The sequence below is a fragment of the Pseudomonas sp. LBUM1644 genome (assembly GCF_059716195.1).
In genome coordinates this window covers 1,975,291-1,996,551 of record NZ_CP166812.1, presented here as the reverse complement: position 1 = coordinate 1,996,551, position 21,261 = coordinate 1,975,291, and the positions used below count along the sequence as shown (strand labels likewise).

Annotated in this window: 12 protein-coding genes and 1 pseudogene; 6 read left to right on the top strand and 7 right to left on the bottom strand. The window is 61.5% G+C overall.

The window, feature by feature from the left end:
• Nucleotides 1-91: 91 nt before the first annotated feature.
• From ACA052_RS09025 to ACA052_RS09015, 3 genes and pseudogenes are all read right to left on the bottom strand, one after another.
• Nucleotides 92-8,986, bottom strand: a pseudogene (locus ACA052_RS09025) (amino acid adenylation domain-containing protein); the annotation flags it as partial.
• A 413-nt stretch (nt 8,987-9,399) separates the two neighbouring features.
• Entirely contained in the window at nt 9,400-10,134 is a 735-nt protein-coding gene (locus ACA052_RS09020) for a thioesterase II family protein (protein ID WP_497649344.1), read from the bottom strand.
• Nucleotides 10,135-10,302: 168 nt separating this feature from the next.
• Nucleotides 10,303-11,475, bottom strand: a complete 1,173-nt coding sequence (locus ACA052_RS09015; RefSeq protein ID WP_497649343.1) for an MFS transporter — start codon at nt 11,473-11,475, stop codon at nt 10,303-10,305.
• 194 nt (nt 11,476-11,669) lie between these two features.
• Here ACA052_RS09015 and ACA052_RS09010 point away from each other — a divergent pair, with 194 nt between their 5' ends.
• From ACA052_RS09010 to ACA052_RS09000, 3 genes are all read left to right on the top strand, one after another.
• A complete protein-coding gene (locus ACA052_RS09010; protein WP_497649342.1) occupies nt 11,670-12,470 on the top strand; it encodes an SDR family oxidoreductase in 801 nt (266 codons plus the stop codon).
• Nucleotides 12,463-14,289, top strand: a complete 1,827-nt coding sequence (locus tag ACA052_RS09005; protein ID WP_497649341.1) for a glycoside hydrolase family 15 protein — start codon at nt 12,463-12,465, stop codon at nt 14,287-14,289. Before ACA052_RS09010 ends, ACA052_RS09005 begins: the two co-directional genes overlap by 8 nt.
• Nucleotides 14,290-14,499: 210 nt before the next feature.
• Entirely contained in the window at nt 14,500-15,402 is a 903-nt protein-coding gene (locus tag ACA052_RS09000; protein ID WP_497649340.1) for an alpha/beta fold hydrolase, read from the top strand.
• On the opposite strand, the gene ACA052_RS08995 is transcribed toward ACA052_RS09000, so the two are convergent.
• On the bottom strand, nt 15,371-16,354 hold the full coding sequence (locus ACA052_RS08995) for a GlxA family transcriptional regulator (RefSeq protein ID WP_497649339.1): 984 nt from the start codon (nt 16,352-16,354) through the stop codon (nt 15,371-15,373). The genes ACA052_RS09000 and ACA052_RS08995 overlap by 32 nt on opposite strands.
• A gap of 90 nt (nt 16,355-16,444) precedes the next feature.
• Between ACA052_RS08995 and inhA the strand changes: the two genes are divergently transcribed.
• Complete coding sequence (gene inhA, locus ACA052_RS08990) at nt 16,445-17,128, top strand: isonitrile hydratase (protein WP_497649338.1); 684 nt, start codon at nt 16,445-16,447, stop codon at nt 17,126-17,128.
• A gap of 374 nt (nt 17,129-17,502) precedes the next feature.
• Here the strand turns inward: inhA and ACA052_RS08985 are convergent, their stop codons facing one another.
• Nucleotides 17,503-17,991 carry an SRPBCC family protein gene (locus ACA052_RS08985; RefSeq protein WP_497649337.1) on the bottom strand — a complete coding sequence of 163 codons (489 nt, stop codon included), beginning with the start codon at nt 17,989-17,991 and terminating at the stop codon, nt 17,503-17,505.
• 199 nt (nt 17,992-18,190) lie between these two features.
• Between ACA052_RS08985 and ACA052_RS08980 the strand changes: the two genes are divergently transcribed.
• A complete protein-coding gene (locus tag ACA052_RS08980; protein ID WP_497649336.1) occupies nt 18,191-19,189 on the top strand; it encodes an ADP-ribosylglycohydrolase family protein in 999 nt (332 codons plus the stop codon).
• A 63-nt stretch (nt 19,190-19,252) separates the two neighbouring features.
• Entirely contained in the window at nt 19,253-19,654 is a 402-nt protein-coding gene (locus ACA052_RS08975; protein ID WP_497649335.1) for a lysozyme inhibitor LprI family protein, read from the top strand.
• A 140-nt stretch (nt 19,655-19,794) separates the two neighbouring features.
• On the opposite strand, the gene peaD is transcribed toward ACA052_RS08975, so the two are convergent.
• Together peaD and qhpC are read right to left on the bottom strand one after the other, a co-directional pair.
• Nucleotides 19,795-20,913: a quinohemoprotein amine dehydrogenase subunit beta gene (gene peaD / locus ACA052_RS08970; RefSeq protein WP_497649334.1), complete on the bottom strand. Its 1,119-nt coding sequence runs from the start codon at nt 20,911-20,913 to the stop codon at nt 19,795-19,797.
• 24 nt (nt 20,914-20,937) lie between these two features.
• Nucleotides 20,938-21,261: a quinohemoprotein amine dehydrogenase subunit gamma gene (gene qhpC, locus ACA052_RS08965; RefSeq protein WP_008145336.1), complete on the bottom strand. Its 324-nt coding sequence runs from the start codon at nt 21,259-21,261 to the stop codon at nt 20,938-20,940.

The following is a 21,261-nucleotide window of genomic DNA, read 5'->3' as shown; positions in this document are numbered from 1 at the left end:
GTGCCTGGAATACCGGATTCCACTGCTCGATCAGCGCGTCGTATTGCGGCGCATCCAACAACGGCAAGTCGGCAACGCGTTGCTGCGGGTCGTTGACCACCGCGCGCAGCACGTTCAGCCACTGCTCGGCGAAGCGCTGCATCGATGCTGCGTCGTACAGGTCCGTGGCGTACGTCAGGCTGGCGTCGAGTGCTTCGCCCTGCTCCTGGGTGTCGAGCACCAGATCGAATTGCGTGGTGGTTTGCTGCCAGTGCAGACGTTCGACGTTCACGTCCGCAATGCTGCGCTCGATGCTCGTACCCAGTTGCTGCTGGTGGTTGTAGAGCACCTGAAACAATGGGCTGTGATTGAGGCTGCGGTCCGGCTGCAAGGCGTCGACCAACTGCTCGAACGGCAAGTCCTGATTCGCTTGAGCTCCCAATGCAACCTGCTTGACCTGTTGCAGCAAGGTGCTGAAGGACTGCTGCCCATCGATCTCCGCACGTAGCACTTGAGTGTTGATGAAGAAGCCAATCAGGCCTTCGGTTTCGAAGCGTGAACGTCCGGCACTCGGCACGCCGACGCTGATGCTCGACTGGCCGCTCTGGCGATGCAGCAAGGTCTGGAAACTCGCCAGCAACAGCATGAACAGCGTCACCTGTTGTTCCTGGGCGCGTTGACGCAAACCGGCGAGCAGCTCGCGATCAACGTTCAACATCAGGCTCGCGCCGCGCTCGGTGCGACGGGCCGGACGGGTCAGCTCACTCGGCAATTCCAGCGGCGCCTGGCTGCCGGCCAGTTGCTCGCGCCACCAATCAAGCTGACGTGCACCCTCGCCGGCTTCCAGCCAGTTGTGCTGCCAACGGGCATAGTCGCTGTAGTTCACTGGTAGTTTGCTCAGGTTGGCAGCGTTGCCTTCAACGGCAGCCTGATACAGCGCGCTGAACTCATCGACCATGACCTGCATCGACCAGCCATCGGCGGCGATGTGGTGCACGGTCAGCACCAGCACGTGTTCGTCGGTGTTCACCTGCAGCAGCAACACCCGCCACAACGGGCCGTGGCGCAGGTCGAACGGCCGGGCGATTTCTTCGGCCACAGCCTGCTCGACCGACGCCTGATCGAGTGTGCGTTGTTCCAGTTGCAGCGCCAGGTTGTCGTGCAGCACCGGGCGCGCCTGCTGGCCATCCTGCTCGAACGTTGTGCGCAGGGTCTGGTGACGGGCCGGCAACTGAACGAAGGCTTCGCGCAGCGCATGGCGGTCCAGCGAGCCCTTGAGGCGCAGCGCGGCGGGAATGTTGTAGGCCGGGCTCTGTGGGTCCAGCTGCCAGAGAATCCACTGGCGCTGCTGGGCGTAGGACAGCATCGGCAGCTGATCGGCTGGCGCACGCAGCAGCAGTGGTTGGCCACTGCCGTTGGCCAGCGCCGCACGCTCGGCAAACTCCGCCAGATTCGCCGCCGAGAACAGGCTGCTTACCGACAGTTCAAGCTGCAGCTGCTGACGCACGCGGGAAATCACTTGGAGCACCAGCAACGAGTGCCCGCCGAGCTCGAAGAAATTGTCGTCGCGGCCCACCTGTTCGACCTGCAAGACGTTTTGCCAGATCTGCGCGAGTTGCGTTTCCAGGCCTTCGAGCGGGGCTGCGAACTCGGCTTGAGCAGCGCTAGCCTCAGCGCGCGGCAAGGCCTTGCGGTCGAGTTTGCCGTTGTTGTTGAGCGGCAATTTGGCCAGCAGGATCAGATGGCTCGGCACCATGTATTCCGGCAACGACTGGCGCAGAACTGTTTTGAGTCCTTCCAGATAATCAGCCTGAGAGGCCACCGCGCCGCTGGCCACGATATACGCCACCAGTTGCGTCCCGTCCTGAGCGATGACCGCTGCTTCATGCACGTCCTCCCTCGCTTGCAGGCAGGCCTCAATCTCGCCCATCTCAATGCGGAAACCGCGGATTTTCACTTGATGGTCAATGCGCCCGACGTATTCCAGATCGCCGCCGGCGTTGTAACGCGCCAGATCGCCGCTGCGGTACAGCCGCGCGCCCGGTTCACGGGCGAATGGGTCCGGGAGGAAACGTTCGGCAGTCAGCGCCGGACGATCGAAGTAGCTTTGCGCCAGGCTGGCCGGCGCGCCGATGCTCAACTCACCGACGCCGCCGTTTGGCAACAACTGACCGGCCGAGTCCAGCACATACACTGCCCTACCCGCGATAGCCCGCCCGATGGGGACACCAAACGCGTCGCTGGCATCTTCGACCCGGCATTCGTGAACACTGGAAACCACCGTCGCTTCGGTCGGACCGTAGGTGTTGAGCAAACGCACGTAGCTCAAACCGGCCTGATGCCACAAGCGCAGACCTTCGACCGACATCGCTTCGCCGCCGACATGAACCTGGCGCAACTTGCCAAGATCACGCACCACACCGCTCGCGCATTCCCGGACCAGCAAGTACCAATAAGCCGCCGGCAAGTCCGCCACGGTCACGCCCTGCGCGACGATTTCGGTGGCGAGACGGCCGGCGTCCCACACGTCATCGCCACGCATGATCAACGCCGCACCGACGCACAAGGCCGGGAAGCACTGCTCGACGAAGCCATCGAAGCTGAAGGTTGCGAACTGCAATACGCGGTCGGACGCCGAAAGCACCGAGTAGTCGGCGGCGGTCTGGCAGAACTCGCGCAGTGCGGCGTGGGTGATGGCCACGCCTTTGGGCTGGCCGGTGGAGCCGGAGGTGTAGATGATGTAGGCCAGGTCTTCTGCGGCGGGTCGACCGCTTTCGCGAGCAAGCTTCGCCCCTACAGGGGCCGGGGGGGATTGCGGACGGGTGTCTTCGAGGGTGAGGCGTAGGACGCCGGGCACCTCTTCCAGCAGGCCGGTTTCGCACAGCAGTACGTCGAGGCGGCTGTCGTCGATCATGTAGGCCAGGCGTTCGGCCGGGTATTTCGGGTCCAGCGGCACGTACGCTGCGCCGCTTTTGAGCACTGCCAGCAGGCTGACGATCAGTTGCGGGCCACGATGCAACGCCAGGCCAACGCGCTTGCCGGGGCCTGCGCCGTTGTCAATCAGGCGCTGGGCCAGGCGATTGGCCTGAGCGTTCAACTCGCCGTAACTCAAACGCTGGCCATCGACGCACAACGCTAATGCGTCCGGCGTGGCGGCCGCTTGAGCGGTGATTTGTTCGTGGGCCAAAAGCGTTGTGGATAACTCAACCGTGGCCGGTTGGCTGATCGCGAGCACCGCGTTTTTTCCGGCCTGATCGAGCAGTTCCAGTGCGCCCAATGCCGCGTCCGGCAGTGCCACCAATTGCGCCAGCAGGTGCTGCAAATTGGCCGACAACTCAGTGATCTGAGCCGCACTGAACCGCGCCGTGTCGTAGCTGAAGTCCAGGCTCAGGCTGTCGCCCAGTTCGATGCCCAGGGTCAGCGGATAATGCGTGCGCTCGTGATTGTGCAGGTTGCCGAACGACAGCCCGGCCGGCGCGCCCTGTTTCAGCGCTGCGGCCACCGGAAAGTTTTCGAACACCAGCAGGCTGTCGAACAATACCGAGCCCTGCTGCCCCGCCCAACCCTGGATGTGGTAAAGCGGCACATGCTCGAACTCGCGCATGGCCAGGTTCAACCCTTGCAGCTCGCTCAGCCATTGGCTGACGGTGCACTGCGGTTTCATCGCACACACCAGCGGCAGCGTGTTGATGAACAGCCCGAGCTGTTGTTCGATCCCCGGCAGTGGCGCCGAACGCCCGGCGACAGTGGCGCCAAACACCACGCAGTCCTGGCCGGTGTAGCGATGCAGCAACAGGCTCCACGCGGCTTGCAGCAAGGTATTGAGGGTGACTTTCTGCTGGCGGGCGAACTCGGCCAGGCGCTGGGTCGCATGACTGTCCAGCGCAAGCCGATATTCCTCGTTGCCCTCGGCCCCCAACGGTGGGCGCAAGGCCTCGGCCAACAGCGTTGGCGCTTCAAGCGGTGCCAGTGCGGCTTTCCAGAACTGCTCGCCGGCCACCGCCGATTGCTGCTGCAACCAGCCCAGGTAATCGCGGTATTGGCCCGATGGTGTCGGCAGCGACTGCCCGGCGGCGTAGTGCTGGATCACTTCGGCGAGTAACTGCGCGTTGCTCCAGCCGTCCATCAAAATGTGGTGGCTGGTGTAGATCAGATGCCAGCCGTCAGTGCCGGTACGCACCAGTTTCAAGCGGAATAACGGCGCCGTGCCCAGCTTGAAACCTTGAGCGCGTTCGGCGTCGGCCAAGGCATCGGTGTCAGCGGTTTCGAGTACTTCGAGGGGCAAATCGATCTGGCGGGCAATCGCTTGATGCGCGGTGTCGAGGCCTTGCCAGTGGAAGCTGCTGCGCAGAATGTCGTGCCGCACCACGGCGGCCTGCCACGCCTCGGCGAATCGCTGCGGATCGAGCCCCTGGATATCCAGACGCAGCTGACTGATGTAGGCGCCGACTTCGGGTTCGTACAGGGTATGGAACAACATGCCCTGCTGCATCGGCGACAGTGGATAAAGGTCTTCGAGCGTGGCGATGGTGACCGGCAAGGTATCGAGTTGCGCCTGATTGATGCGCGCCAGCGGGAAGTCCGACGGCGTGGCCTGCGCGGCCTCCAGGGCGCAGCAGTGATCGATCAGCGCATTGAGTTCCTGCGCGTAATCGTCGGCCAGGTTCTGGATGGTCGCGGTGTCGAACATCTCGCCGCTAAAACCCCAGCTCAGGGACAACTCGCCGCCGTAGACCTGGCCTTCGACGGTCAGCCAGTTGCCCAGCGGTGCCGAGGGGTCCTGCGCCACACCGTTGCCTTCGGTGGACGGCACGAACATCGCGCCTTCGTCGAACTGGCGGTCGAATTGCCCCAGGTAGTTGAAGGTGATGCGCGGTTGCGGCAACGCGGCCAGTTCGGCGCGCTTCGACGGGGTGCCGAGGTAACGCAAAGCGCCGTAGCCCAGACCTTTGTCCGGCACGGCGCGCAGTTGTTCCTTGATGGTTTTGATCGAAGCGCCGAGATCGTCGCAAGGCATCAGGTTGACCGGGAACAGGCTGGTGAACCAGCCGACCGTGCGGGTCAGGTCGATGTCGTCGAACAGGTCTTCGCGTCCATGGCCTTCGAGTTGAATCAGCGTGCTGCCCTGCCCGCTCCAGCGGCAAACCACACGCGCCAGTGCGGTCAGCAGCAGGTCGTTGACTTGCGTGTGATAGGCCGCCGGGGCCTGTTGCAGCAATTTGCGGGTCTGTTCGGCGTCGAGGTTGAGTTCGAGTTTTTGTTCGCTGCGGTTTTCCAGCGCGCCGTTCGGGCGGTCGCACGGCAGATCGTTCGGTGCGTCGTGCAGGTGGCTCTGCCAGTGAGCGAGGCTGTGTTCAAAGGCGGGGAGATGATCCTGCAGGCGTGCGACCCAGCGCTGATAGGTGCTGGTTTTCGCCATCGCCACGGCGCCGCCGCTGTAGAACTGCTGAAGGTCTTCCAGCAGTACGCGCCAGGACACACCGTCCACCGCGAGGTGATGAATGACCAGCAGCAAGCGTTGAGTACCATCGGCCATCGCCACCAGCAGCGCGCGCAGCAGCGGGCCGTTTTGCAAATCGAGACTGCGTTGGGCTTCGTCGCACAAAGCATTGAGTTCCGCGACCGATTGCGCCTGACGCTGCCACAACACTGATTCAGTGGTCGGCGCGGCGTAGGCTTGCTGCCAACCTTTGGCAGTCTGTTGGTAGCGCAGGCGCAAGCTGTCGTGATGGGTCAACAATTGCTCAAGAGCGCGATCCAGCGCAGCACCGTCCAACGCGTCGCGCGGCACCAGCAGCAGCGACTGGTTCCAGTGCTGACGCTCGGGGATCGCTTGCTCGAAGAACCACTGCTGTACCGGCGCCAACGCCACCGCGCCAACCGCTGGACCTTGATCGATCAACGGTTGCTCACCGTTGCGGGCGGCCTGGGCCAGGCTGCGGACGGTCTGGTGCTGGAACAGATCCTTGGGGTTCAACACGATCCCGGCCTGACGCGCACGGCTGACCACTTGCATGGAAACGATGGAGTCGCCGCCCAGTTCGAAGAAGTTGTCTTCCAGACCCACATTTTCGACGGCCAACACGTCCTGCCAAATCGCCGCGAGGGATTTTTCCATCGCAGTGCGCGGCGCCACGTTTTCGCGTTGTTGCTGCGAACCGTCAATCGCTGGCAAGGCCTTTCGGTCGAGTTTGCCGTTGGGGGTCAGTGGCAGCTGTTCGAGAAAAAGCAGGAACGCCGGGACCATGTAGTCCGGCAGGTGCTGGCGCAGCGCGGCTTTCAAGGTTTCACGCTGGGTCGCTTGAGCGTCGATGTCGTCCAGTAGCGATGGATCGGCCGGCACGATGTACGCGACCAGTTGTTGGCCGTTGACACCGTCTTGCGCCAGCACCGCCAATTCACGCACGGCGTCCTGCTGCAACAGCCGCGCTTCGATTTCACCGAGTTCGATGCGGAAGCCACGCACCTTGACCTGATGGTCGTTGCGACCGACGTATTGCAACGTGCCGTCAGCCTGGTAACGGGTCAGGTCGCCGGTGCGATACAGGCGTTCGCCGTTGCTGGCGAACGGGTTCGGCACGTACTTTTCGGCGGTCATGCCCGGCCGTGCCAGGTAGCCGCGAGTAATACCCGAGCCCGCCAGATAGAGCTCGGCGGATACGCCTTGCGGCACCGGTTGCAACTCGGCATCCAGCAAATAGCTGGCGGTGTGTTTGAGGGGGCGGCCAATGTTCGCGCTGCCACCGGCCTCGCGGCGGGTCCAGGTCGAATAGGTGGTGTCTTCCGACGGCCCGTACAGGTCGTAGACATGCTCGACGGTCGGCTGCTGATACAGCGCCTCTACCAGGCTCTGCTTCAGCGGCTCGCCGGCGAGATTGATGATGCGCACGCTCGGCGGGATCTGCCCGTCGCGCTGCAAGGCGTTAATCGCCGAGGGCACGGTGTTGATCAAGCGCACCTGATCACGGGCCGGCAGTTGCGGCAGTTCCAGGGCATTGCGGGCGATGATCACTGAGCCACCGTTGGCCAGGGTGACGAACAGCTCCCACACCGACAAATCGAAGCACACCGAAGTCGAGGCCAGCACGCCCTGGATGTCTTCGCGGCTGTAGACCGATTTCGACCAGTCAATCAGCGCCGTTACGTTGCGATGGGCAATCGCCACGCCTTTGGGTTTGCCGGTGGAACCGGAGGTGTAGATCACGTAGGCCAGGTTGTCCGGCGTGACGCGAGTGATCGGGGCGCTGCCCGGGTAAGCGGCCAGCGTCGACTCGACATCGTCCAGCAGCAACACTTGCGTATCGGCTGTCACGGTCAAGGTCGCGGCAACCGCCTGCTCGGTCAACAGCACCAGGGCGCGACTGTCTTCGAGCATGTAGGCAACGCGTTCGGCCGGGTAATCCGGGTCCAGCGGCACATAAGCGCCACCGGCCTTGAGCACCGCGAGCAAGGCAATCAACAAGTGCTCCGAACGCTGCATCGCCACGCCAACGCGCACTTCCGGGCCAACCCCCAGTGCGATCAGCTTGTGGGCCAGGCGATTGACCTGGACGTCGAGTTCGGCGTAAGTCAGTTGCCGGGTGGCGAACGTCACGGCCCATGCAGTCGGGTTGGCGGCCACTTGCCCGGCAATCAACTCATGGATGCACAGGTCCTGCGGGAAGGTTTCATCGGCGCGATTCCAGTCATGAACGATGCGTTGATATTCGGCCTTTTCAAGCAGCGATAAATCGCTGATGCGCTGTTGTGAATCGCGGACCATGCCGTGCAGCAGATTCGTCCAGTGCTGCGCCATGAGCTCGATGGTCGCGGCGTCGAACAGGTCATTGGCGTAGGTCAACGCGGCGTGCAGCTTGCCGCCCTTTTCGTAGGTGTCGAGGGTCAGGTCGAACTGCGTGGTGCGCCCTTCCCACTCGATCACGCCCAGCGCCAGGCCGGACGCGGTGCTGACCGTGGAAATGTCCGCCACCTGCGGCTGGTGGTTGTACATCACCTGGAACAGCGGCGTGTGGCTGAGGCTGCGTTCCAGTTTCAGCGCTTCGACCAGGCGCTCGAACGGCAGGTCCTGATGGGCCTGGGCACCCAGGGCGGTTTCCTTGATCGCGCGCAGCAGGTCATCGACGCGGGTCTGACCGTCGAGCTGCGTGCGCAGCACCTGAGTGTTGACGAAGAAACCGATCAGGCCTTCGATTTCTCCGCGGTTACGGTTAGCGATCGGCACGCCGACGCGGATGTCGGTCTGCCCGGTGTAGCGATGCAGCAGCGCGTTGAAGGCACCGAGCAACAGCATGAACAGGGTGATGTTGTGCTTCTGTGCGGTGGCGCGCAGTTGCTCGGCCAGTTGCGCGTCGACCGCGAATTCGTACCGGGTGCCGCGATAGCTCGGCATCGCCGGGCGCGGGTGATCGGTTGGCAGCTCCAGCACCGGGTGCTCGTCGCCCAGTTGCGCTTGCCAGTAGTCGAGTTGACGCGCTTGTTCGCCGGCCTCCAGCCAACGCCGCTGCCATAGTGCGTAGTCGCTGTACTGGATCGGCAACGGCGCGAGTTGCGGCTCGGCGCCCGCTTCGAAGGCGTCGTAGCAGCGAATGAATTCGTCGATCAGCACGTTCATCGACCAGCCATCGGACACGATGTGGTGCAGGGTCAGCAGGAGCACGTGTTCCTGCTCGGCGAGCTTGAGCAAGGTGACGCGCAGCAATGGACCGACTGCCAGATCGAACGGCAGCACTGATTGCTGCTCGGCGGCCTGGGCGACGACCCGTTCGCGCTCAGCCACCGGCAACCCGCTGAAGTCCACCTGATCGATGACCAGCGGCGCGCTGGCCGGGACTTGGCGCAACGTGTCGTCGGCCTGGCGCTGGAACACTGTGCGCAAGGTTTCGTGACGCTCGACGAGACTGGCAAAGGCTTGCTCCAGTGCCGGCAGGTTCAATTGCCCGGTCAGACGCACCGCTCCCGGCAGGTTATAGGCGCCGCTTTGCGCATCCAGCTGCCAGAGAAACCACATGCGCTGCTGAGCGTACGACAGTGCGTGGCGGTCCTCGGCGTCGACCCCGGCAGGAATCGGAAACCGGGCGAAATCAACGCCCTCCTTGTGCAAGGCCGCAAGGAACATCTGGCGCTTTTCCAGGGGCAACCCGATAAACCGGCGAGCAAGTTTCAAGGAGTCTTCAGCATTCATTTCATAGCATCCGGATCAGTGGCGGGAAGCACAAAGGCACGTCGTCCCTATAAAACGAATGCAGACCGGAAAAATTAGCGAATGAGAACAAGTATCAGGAATGAAGGCTGGCACCTATCAAAATGTGGGAGCGGGCTTGCTCGCGAAGGCGGTGGATCAGACAACACCATTATTGAATGAAAGACCGCTTTCGCGAGCAAGCCCGCTCCCACAGGGTCGGAGTGAGGCTTGATAATGGGCTAAATGGCAGCCGCCATGGCATGCCGCCGATGATGAACCTCAAGCTGATCCTTGATCACCCGCAACACCTTGGCCTCGTGCTCATGGATGAAGAAGTGACCGCCGGCCAGCATGTCCACGGAAAAGCTGCCATGGGTTTCCTTGCTCCAGCCGATCAGCTGTTCCGTCGTGGCGCGGTCGGCCTTGCCGCCGAGCACGTGCACCGGGCACTTGAGCAAGGGACGGTGGATGGGTTCGAAACGACCGCACAGCAGGAAGTCCGCGCGCAGGACCGGCAACGTCAGGCTCATCAGCTCTGCGTTGGCCAGCACTTCTTCGCTGGTGCCGTTGAGGGTGCGCAATTGCTCGATCAACTCCGCGTCGGTCTTGGGTTTGGCAAACCCCCGGTCATAGTCGGCGCGCAGGGTCGGCGCGGCGGTGCCCGAGGCGAACAGCGCGACGGGTTCCGGGCAGCCCAGCGAGCGCAGGGCATGGGCCAATTCACACGCGAGCAACGCACCCAGGCTATGGCCGAACAGTGCGTACGGCGCCTTGAGCGTGGCTTTTTGTTCCTGCGCCAGTTGCAGCGCCAGACGCCGAATATCGGTGTGCAACGGCTCGCCAAACCGCGCACCGCGCCCCGGCAGTTCCACGGGTTGCAACGTGAGCCACTCCGGCAGCTTGCGCCGCCAGCGGCTGTAGACCATGGCGCTCGCGCCTGAATAGGGCAGGCACAGCAATGTCAGCTGGGTCACCGGGCTTACCTCGAAAAGTTGTCTGCTAAGAGAACGGATGAGGCACTGCCTGAATTAGTCGAAGATCCAATGTGGGAGCGGGCTTGCTCGCGAAGGCGGTGTGTCAGTCGACATCAACGTTGACTGGCACACCGCCTTCGCGAGCAAGCCCGCTCCCACATTGGATCTCTATTTCAAATGGCGATGGCTTTGCACGGCAGAACCGAGGACCACCGCCCCCGCCGCGATCGCCACCCAAAACCCGCTGCGCGCACCGAACGCATCTATCAACCATCCCGAACCGGCCGCGCCAATCGCCACGCCAATACTCAACCCGGTCACCAGCCAGGTCAGGCCTTCTGTCAGCTTCGCCGGCGGTACGATGCGTTCCACCAGTGCCATCGCCACGATCAGGGTCGGCGCAAAGAACAGCCCGGCGACGAACACGGCCAGCGACAACCCGAGAATGTTGGTCGCCAGCAACAACGGCAATGTGGTCACCGCTGTCGCCACCCCGCCGTACAAAAACAGCCGCGGCAGCGGCACTTTCGAGCGCAATGCCCCGAACGCCAGCCCGGCCATGCATGAGCCAATGGCATAGACCGACAGCACAATGCTCGCGGCAGCCGGCTGCCCCTGTTGCTGGGCAAACGCCACGCTCACCACATCGACCACGCCAACGATGGTGCCCATGGCGACCATCAACAGCATCAGTAGCTGAATGTCGCCGGAACGAATGATCGAGACCTGATGGTGGGCTTCGTGAGGATGAATCGCCGGCTCGGTGTCGCGCTGCAGGACAAACGCCGTGACGCCCATCGCCAACATCAACAACGCCGCCAGCGGCCCGGCCTCGGGGAACGCCACCACGCACAACCCGACCGACAACGGCGGCCCGACGATAAAGCACACTTCGTCGAGGACAGATTCCAGGGCATACGCCGTTTGCAGTTGCGGCTGGCCGCGATACACCTCGGTCCAGCGTGCACGGACCATCGCCGACATGCTCGGCATGCAACCGGCCAGCGCGGCGAACACAAACAACGTCCACTGCGGTGCCTGCAAGCGAGTGCAGAGCAATACCATCAACAAGGCCCCGCCGCCGATCAGCGCGGAGACGGGCAAGATCCGGCGCTGCCCGTAACGGTCCACCAGCCGCGACACCTGCGGTGCGTAAAATGCCGTGGCCAAGGCGAAGGTCGCCGCCACCGCACCGGCCAGTCCGTAGCCACCCTGCAACTGCGACAGCATGGTGATCAGCCCGATGCCGGTCATGGAAATCGGCATGCGCGCGATCATGCCGGCCAGCACAAACGCTCGGGCGCCAGGGGCTTTGAACAGTTCGCGGTAGGGGTTTGCCATGGTTCGGGATCTCGACAAGGGCCTGCAAGTTGCCATAAACGGCTGAAGATCAAAAGATCGCAGCCTGCGGCAGCTCCTACAAGGGATCGCAGTGTAGGAGCTGCCGCAGGCTGCGATCTTTTGATCTTATTGCTGAACTCTTAAAGCATTCGGTCAGTCAGCTAGTTAAGCCCTCTATTCAAGGCTTTACACCCATGCAGATCTCCCTCGACCAACAAGTCGCCCTGATCACCGGCGCCAGTTCCGGCATCGGAGCCGCTGCCGCCAAAGCCCTGGCCACCGCCGGGGCCGCGGTGGTCATCAATTACAACTCCCAGGCCGCTCCCGCCGAAGAACTGGCCCGGCAGATCAACGCCGACGGTGGTCGCGCCATCGCTATCGGTGCCGACGTCTCCCAGGAAGAAGACGTCGAACGGCTGTTCGCCCAAACCCTCGAAGCGTTCGGTTTTCTGGACATCCTGGTCGCCAACTCCGGCCTGCAAAAAGATGCCAGCGCCGTGGACATGAGCCTCGCCGACTGGAACCAGGTCATCGGCGTGAACCTCACCGGCCAGTTTCTTTGCGCCCGCGCCGCCCTGCGTATTTTCAACCGCCAAGGCATTCGCGAAGGCGTGTCCCGGGCCGCCGGAAAAATCATCCACATGAGCTCGGTGCACCAGCGCATTCCCTGGGCAGGTCATGTCAATTACGCCGCGTCCAAGGGCGGCGTCGATATGCTGATGCAAACCCTCGCCCAGGAAGTCAGTCATCAGCGCATCCGCATCAACGGTATCGCGCCGGGGGCGATCCGCACGCCGATCAACCGCGCGGCCACCGAAGGCGCGGCCGCCGAAGCACTGCTCAAACTGATTCCCTACGGCCGCATCGGTGATGTCGAGGACATCGCCAACGCGGTGGTATTCCTCGCTTGCGATGCCTCCGACTACATCGTCGGCACCACCCTGTTCATCGACGGCGGCATGAGCCTCTATCCGGAGTTTCGCGGCAATGGCTGATCATCATCTCGAACGACAAAGCGCCATCGACGCCCACGGCATCATCGGCGACATGCGCAGCGCGGCACTGGTCAACGACAAGGGCAGCGTGGACTTTTTCTGCTGGCCCGAATTCGACAGCCCGTCAATCTTCTGCTCACTGCTGGACACCCCCGAGGCTGGCATTTTCCAATTGTCGCCAGACTTGCCCGACGCCCGCCGCGAGCAGATTTATCTGCCCGACACCAATGTGCTGCAAACCCGTTGGCTCAGTGATCGCGCGGTGGTCGAAGTCACCGACCTGCTGCCGATCGGCGACAGCGAGGACGACTTACCGGTGCTGATGCGCCGGGTTCGGGTCGTCAGCGGCCAGGCGACGTTTCATATGCGCTGTGCCGTGCGTCACGACTACGCCCGCGCCAGCACTCGTGCGCGGATGGATGAAAAAGACGTGGCCTTCGAGGCGACCGGGCAGCCGTCCATGCGCCTGTCTTCGGATCAGGTCTTGGGTGTCGACGGCAACGCGGCGGTGGCCGAATTTACCCTGAAGCAGGAGCAGAGCGCGCAATTCCTGCTCGGTGGCCTGGACGATCCGCGCTTCAAGGAAGGTGCCGCGCAGTTGTGCCTGGAGCGCACGCTGAAGTTCTGGCGTGACTGGAGCGGCCAGTCCAACTACCGCGGCCGCTGGCGGGAAATGGTCAACCGTTCGGCCCTCGCGCTGAAATTGCTGACCTCGCGCAAACACGGCGCCATCCTCGCCGCCGCGACCTTCGGTCTCCCGGAAACGCCCGGTGGCGAACGCAACTGGGATTATCGCTACACCTGGATCCGCGACGCCTCATTTACCGTTTATGCGTTCATGCGCCTGGGTTTTGTCCAGGAGGCCAACGATTACATGCGCTGGTTGCGTGGACGCGTCAGCGATTGCCATGGCAAATCGATGAAACTCAACATCCTGTATGCCATCGACGGTCGCCAGGAGCTGCCGGAAACCGAACTCTCGCACCTGTCCGGGCATGGTGGCGCCACGCCGGTGCGCATCGGGAATGCGGCGTACGATCAAGTCCAGCTCGACATCTTCGGTGAGCTGATGGACGCCGTGTACCTGGTTAACAAATACGGCGACGCCATCTCCCATGAAGGCTGGAAACACGCAGTAGAAGTGGTCGATCAGGTCTGCGAAAGCTGGCAGCAAGAGGACGTGGGCATTTGGGAAATGCGAGGCGAGCAGCATCACTTCCTGCACTCGCGGCTGATGTGCTGGGTTGCACTGGACCGGGCGATCCGGCTCGCCTCCAAACGCTCGCTGCCCGCCCCTTTCGCCCGCTGGGATCAGACGCGCCAGGCCATCTACGCCGACATCTGGGAAAACTTCTGGAACGAAGAACGCGGGCATTTCGTGCAGCACATCGGCGGCACCGCGCTGGACGGCTCGATGTTGCTGATGCCGTTGGTGCGGTTCGTCAGCGCCAAGGACCCGCGCTGGCTCGCGACCCTCGAGGCCATTCAGAAAAACCTTGTGCGCGACGGTATGGTGTACCGCTATCACAATGACGATGAAGGGATTGACGGCCTCGACGGCACCGAAGGCGCGTTTGCCGCGTGTTCGTTCTGGTACGTCGAATGCCTCGCCCGCGCCGGCCAGGTGGAAAAAGCTCATCTGGAATTTGAACAATTGCTGCGGTACGCAAACCCGCTGGGGTTGTACGCCGAAGAGTTCGACAGCCATGCGCGCCATTTGGGAAACACGCCGCAGGCACTGACGCATTTGGCGTTGATCAGTGCGGCGAGTTTTCTGGACCGCAAGTTGGGGGGCGAAAAAAGTTACTGGCAGCCTTGAGGCCGAGGTGCCTTCTTCGCGAGCAGGCTCGCCGCCGAACAACTGTAGGAGCTGCCGAAGGCTGCGATCTTTTGGCGGCCTCCCGATTGTTGAAGATCAAGATCAAAAGATCGCAGCCTGCGGCAGCTCCTACAGGGATCACGTGCCTGGCCCAAAAAACCTGCGCCGATTTGAATCAGCCATTGCGCAATCACCTCGCAGGAGAGCCGAATGAACCGTAACGCGCTAATCCAATATGCCCTCAGCCCAAGCATGAAACTGGCCTACGAAGAACAGGGTCCCGCCAGCGGCGACGCCGTGATTCTTCTTCATGGCTTCCCCTACTCGCCGCGCGCATTCGATGAAATCGCCCCGGTTCTCGGCGCACAAGGCTACCGCGTCATCGTCCCTTACCTGCGCGGCTACGGCCCGACCCGTTTCAACAGCCCCGACACCCTGCGCTCCGGCCAGCAAGCTGCCCTCGCCCAGGATCTGCTCGACTTGATGGACGCCCTTTCGATCCAACAAGCGGCCCTTTGCGGCTACGACTGGGGCGGTCGTGCGGCATGCATTGTGGCGGCGTTGTGGCCGGAGCGGGTTCGTTGCCTCGTCACCGGTGATGGCTACAACCTGCAGGACATTCCCCACTCAATCGAACCGCTGGCCCCGGAAACCGAGCACCGCCTCTGGTACCAGTATTACTTCCACACCCCGCGCGGGGTCGCAGGGCTGACGAAAAATCGCCGCGCCTTCTGCGAGTTGCTTTGGACGTTATGGTCGCCAACCTGGACCAAAGGCCCTGAGTTGTACCCGTTGAGCGCGCCGGCCTTCGATAATCCGGACTTTGTCGACGTGGTGATTCACTCCTACAGACACCGGTTCATGACTGCGCCCGGCGATCCGGCGTTGGAGTGGATGGAAGAGGCCCTGACCCGACAACCGCCGATCAGCGTACCGACGATTTCCCTGTGCGGCGCTGACGATGGCGTCGGACCGGCACCTGAACTCGACGAGGATATCGAACATTTCACCGGCCGTTACGAAAGGCGCGTGCTGGCGGGCGTGGGCCATAACATCCCCGAGGAAGCACCCGAGGCAACCATCAGAGCATTGCTGGATCTGCTTGAGCGCTGACAGAAAAGCGCTCGCGATAGGCTTGCGGCGTCACGCCCATGGCCCTGATAAAACTACGCCGCAGCGTCTCCTCGCTGCCAAACCCGCATTGCACCGCGACGCGTTTGATCGGCACGCCGGTATCGCTGAGCAACCGCCGCGCCGTCTCGACCCGGATCAGTTCGATCGCCCGCGCCGGGGTTTGTCCGGTGTCGCAGCGATAGTGGCGGACAAAGCTGCGCTCGCTCATGCCGGCCTGCAAGGCGAGTGTAGGGATACCGAGGTCTTTGGTGAGATTTTCACTGATCCATGCTTGAAGTTCGTCAAAACGGTCGCCTTCTTTCTGTAATGACAAGGTCACGCTGAATTGTGACTGGCCGCCGGGCCTTTTTAGGAACACCACCAGTTGCTGCGCGACTTCCAGGGCCATGTTGCGGCCCAGATCTTCTTCGACCATCGCTAGCGCCAGATCAATACCGGCAGTCACCCCGGCCGACGTCCACACCGGTCCGTCGTTGATAAAAATCGGATTAGGCTCGACCTGCAACAGCGGATGCTGCTGCGCCAGTTGCTCGCACCGCGTCCAGTGAGTGACCACCCGCCGACCATCAAGCCAACCGCTGGCCGCCAGCAAAAACGCTCCGGTACACACCGATGAAACCCGCCGACACGCCTTTGCATGTTCGCGCACCCACGCCACCAGGGGTGCGTCTTCCGCCGCGGCGTAAACGCCCCAGCCGCCGGCAATGATCAAGGTGTCGCTGCCCTGCGTGGGTAACGGTTCCGCCAGCAGCGCCAACCCCGCCGAGGACATGACCGCCCCGCCGCCGCTGGCAATCACCGTGGGAGCATAGGACGGCGGCAAACCTTTCTGGCGGGCAATATCGTTGGCAGACGCGAACACCTGCAACGGCCCGGTGACGTCGAGCAATTGCACGTTGGCAAACGCGAGCACATGAATGGATTTAGGCATGATTGGCGTAATTCGTGGGGTGATTGGCGTATACGCCAAAGCCTACGAGCCTACAGTGAAGCCGTCCACCCATTCCAGGAGAAAAATGCCATGACGCTGCAGATCGGTTTTCTGTTGTTTCCACAGGTTCAGCAACTGGACCTTACCGGCCCCTACGACGTGCTGGCCTCGTTGCCGGACGTGAAAGTGCATTTGATCTGGAAGGACCTGGTGCCGGTCACCGCGAGCACGGGCCTGGTGCTGAAACCGACTATCACCTTCGACGATTGCCCGGCACTGGACGTGATCTGTATTCCCGGCGGCAGCGGCGTCGGGCCGTTGATGGAGGATGAGGAGACCCTGGCGTTCATCAAGGTGCAGGCGGCCAATGCGCGTTACGTGACGTCGGTTTGCACCGGCGCGCTGGTACTTGGCGCTGCGGGCCTGCTGAAAGGCAAACGTGCCACCACTCACTGGGCTTATCACGAGTTGCTCAAGCCATTGGGCGCGATCCCGGTGCAGGATCGAGTGGTGCGCGACGGTAATTTGCTGACGGGGGGCGGGATTACCGCGGGCATCGACTTTGCCCTGACCCTGGCGGCGGAGTTGTTCGATAAGGACACGGCGCAATTGGTGCAGTTGCAACTGGAATACGCCCCCGCGCCACCGTTTACTTCGGGCAGCCCGGAAACTGCGCCGGCTTCGGTACTGGAAGAAGCCCATCGACGCTCGGCGCAGTCATTGCAACAACGGACGCTGATTACCGAGCGAGTGGCAGCCACACTCAACCTGTAGCAAGCTTGCTCGCGAAGAACGATGACGCAGCTCCTCTGACACACCGCGGCGTCCCCTTCGCGGGCAAGCCTCGCTCCTACAAAAGCGGTCATGCGTTTTTCCGGAGGCGAAAAAAAACCCGCCAGAGGCGGGTTTTCCCAAGACCATGTTCGACTCCCTGTCGGTAGCGAATCCTTGCTGATGGTCGATCGTCCGTGATCCTGAAGCGCTTCCTGTGCTTCAGTTGATGAAGCTAGATTACGCATCGGATCCAATCTGCAATAGACGACATAACTACCATCTCGTGTAGGACATTCGCTATAGCGCCCCTTCCGAAAACCCTTAGACACGTCAGGCGCCCAGCCTGGAAGCCGCCAGTTCCGCGACCTGCAGCCCTACTCTTCTTCGCGCGCGTGGGCCTTGGCGCTGGTTTTCAGAAATTCTTCAATATTGCTCATCTGCTCATCCCAGCCGCGGCTGTCCATGCGGAATGCCTTGAGCCTGCGCATTTGGGGAATGTGATCGAACCCGGATTCAGTGACCTTCAACAAGGTGCCGTCATCCATGTCTTCGAGCTCGAACTTCACCAAGGTGGTGGGCTCCTGGGAGTAGTCGATTTCGGGCTCCACCGCATAGGGGTGCCAGCGAAACGAAAACACTCGCTCGGGCTCGACGCGCTCCACCAGCACATTCCACAGCAAGTGTTCATAACCGGGGTAAGTAATCTGCCCCTGGGTCCACTCGCCGGCGACAAAACGCTTGCCTTCCAGCGCCACGCCAAACCACTGCCCGAACGCTTCGGCATTGGCCACCACGCGCCAGACCTGCGAACGTGGCGCTTTAAGCAGGATCTTCCTTTCGATGCGATCTGATGCTGGGTTCATAAGTCACCTCCTGTAATGAACAGTAGGCCTGTAAGACCACAAGACCAACCTTAAAGTTGTATCAATGGGGAGCTGGAATCAACCCTCTGCGAAATATTCGGCTGCATTTCTGTCCCTGAGCACCGGCCTGAAGACACCAGTCAGCAGATAGAAGCTGCTAACGTTTGCAATACGACGTTGACTCAGACAAGGAAGATTCATGCAGCCCTCACTTATGGAGCGTTACCGCGGAGCCCTGCTGGGCCTGGCCTGCGGTGATGCCGTTGGCACCAGCGTCGAGTTCAAGCCACGTGGCTCATTCAAGCCTCTGACCGACATGCTGGGCGGCGGTCCATTCGATCTGAAGCCAGGGCAATGGACCGATGACACCTCGATGGCGCTGTGCCTGGCCGAAAGCCTGCTGGCCCAAAACGGTTTCGATGCAGCCGACCAGATGAGCCGCTATCTCAATTGGTGGCAATGGGGTTATCTGAGTGCCACCGGCGAATGCTTCGACATTGGCATGACCGTGCGCGACGCCCTGTCCCGATATCAGGAAACCGGAGCACCCTTTGCAGGCTCAACCGATCCTTGGACGGCCGGTAACGGCTCGTTGATGAGGCTGGTGCCAGTGGTGTTGTACTACTTCCCGAATGGCGAACGGATCAGGATATTTTCTGCGAACAGTTCCCGCACGACCCACGCGGCGCCGGAAGCCATCGAAGGCTGCCAATTATTTGCCGATCTGATCGGCAAGGCACTAAAAGGCGACCTCAAGGCCGATCTGCGCTGCCTGCCAGAGACAGCTTATGTGCAGCCAAAGATTGCGGCCATTGCCCGAGGCGATTACCTCGGCAAGTCCAAAAACGATATTCGTGGCAGCGGGTATTGTGTTGCATCAATGGAAGCGGCCTTGTGGTGCTTTCATCACACTGAAAGCTTCGAAGCCGCCATTCTGGAAGCCGCAAATCTGGGCGAAGACGCCGACACCACCGCAGCAATTGTCGGTCAATTGGCCGGAGCTCATTACGGTGTCCAGGCCATTCCCGACAGCTGGCTGGAGAAGTTGCATTGGCGCGAATATATCGAAGCCATGGCTGATGCTTTGCTGAGGCGGCACCCTTTGGCACCATTCACACTCACGCAATCAGGAGCATGCAATGACGTGCCCTGGCTTGAATATGAAGCCGTTGAGAAAAACCCTGAATGGCGGCCATAGATTATTGAATACACCGCAGCGTTACACTGCACCTCACCTTTCAATGTCACAGCGAGAATCACCATGCACCCAAGCGTTCTCCTGGCGCTGACGCCTTTGCTGTTCACTGCGTTGGCCCATGCCGTGGACTGCGCCAGCGCCACCGACCAGGCCACGATGAATCAATGCGCGGTGCAGCAGAACAAAGCGGCGGACAAGGAGTTGAATGCGCTTTACCAGCAGATCACCGCGCGTTTGAAGAGCAATCCCGACAGCAAGAAATTACTGGTTGACGCCCAGCGTTCGTGGGTTGCGTTTCGCGATGCCGAGTGCAAGTTCTCGAGCGCAGGAGTGGAAGGCGGGAGTGTGTATCCGCTGATCTACAGCAACTGCGTGACTGAGTTGACCAAGGCGCGGGTGGAGATGTTCAAGAATTACTTGAAGTGTCAGGAGGGGGATTTGAGTTGCCCGGTGCCAGGGCAGTAGGTTTTCGATTGTTTTTGCGGGCCTCATCGCGAGCAGGCTCGCTCCCACAGTGGATCTTTGGTGTGGTCACTTTCGTGTAAACACCATTGAACCCTGTGGGAGCGAGCCTGCTCGCGAAGGCGTCAGTCCAGGCGCCGCTATTACCGGACAAACACCTGCGCAGTCGTGATCGCCATATCCCCACCCGGCATCTTGATGCTGCCGATCTGTTTCATACTCTCCGGATCAAAAATCGCCACATCGTTGAACGTCCCGGCAAGGTAGATCTTGCTGCCGTCCTTGTTGAACGAAATGCAGTAGTAGGAATGATCCAGCGTTGCCGCCTGCAGCATTTTCTTCTGCTTGATGTCGTACTTGGCCAAGCGATTGAGCACGCCGAACATCAAGTTCGGATCCTTCGGCGAACGCATGCCGCTGAAGTAGATTTCCGTCAGGGGCCCGAAGTCGGTGGTTTCGGTCTTGCCGGTTTTCAGGTCGATGCTGAACAGTCCGTAGAGGTATTCGGCGGTCAACGGGTCCTGCTTCTTGTCCTTGAATTTCGCGGCGGTGTATAGCAGCGAGAAGTCATGGCGATAGGTCTGCTGGTTCCACACATAAAGCACGTCCGGCGCGCTGTAGTTCGCCCGTTTCCAGTGACGGCTGGGGATCAGCACGTCGAACTTGCCGGTCTTCACATCAACCTTGTAGACGTCCGCCCCCGCCACATACAGCGTGCCGTCGTCGCCACTCTGCATGATGGTCAACTGCCGTGGCGCCGGGAAACTGCGCACGGGTTTGGCGTCCATGCCGGCGTCGGTGGCGTACACATCGAGCCGCGGCTGCTGCACTTCGTAACGGTCATTGAGCATCAACGTCGGGTTGGCGATGGCGAACAGTTCCTTGCCGTCGTGACTGAGGGTGAAGGCAAACATCGACTTCGCTTTCTCCCCCGATTTTTGCGTGATGCTGGCGTGGAACACCTGTTTGCAGCTGTCCAGTTCGACGCCGTAGACATCCGCGTAGTGGTTGTTCAACACGTAGGCGGTCTTGCGATCCGGTGACAATTGCACGGTGCCGGGACCGAAAGCGTCCGGCATCTTGCAGGTCTTGAACAGGGTGTCCGTGGCCAGGTCGATCACGTGCAGGTTGTTCGGGTAATTGGTGGTCAACATGTACTCGTGACCGTCTTGCAGGGCTGTATTTTCATCGGCCAGAACAGTGAGCGAAAACGTGCTCAGGACGGCGAACGCGGCCAGGCCGCAGGCTTTGATGCTAGGCATGCTGGAATCCTTTTATCTGACCGATCACTTGTCTTTTGGAAAGACAGTCCCGAGGTTGCGCCAGTTTTCGTTGGACGCCTGGGCATCCTTGTTCCAGTCCGGGTAGGTGCTCATCATGTCGGGCACCTGGGCCGGCCACCAGCAAGGGTCGGAGCAGCCATACAGGTCGGCTTCCATCGGCTGGCACAGCGACGACACGCCACCAAACGCATCGATCTCCCAACCCGGGTCGGTGGTCGAGGCGCAGCCCGCGACGGAACTCATCGCCACCACTTCTTCGATACGGTTTTCGGCCGCGGCCTCATCGAGTTTCAACGCTTTATTATTGATTGCCTTGAGATGTTTCAT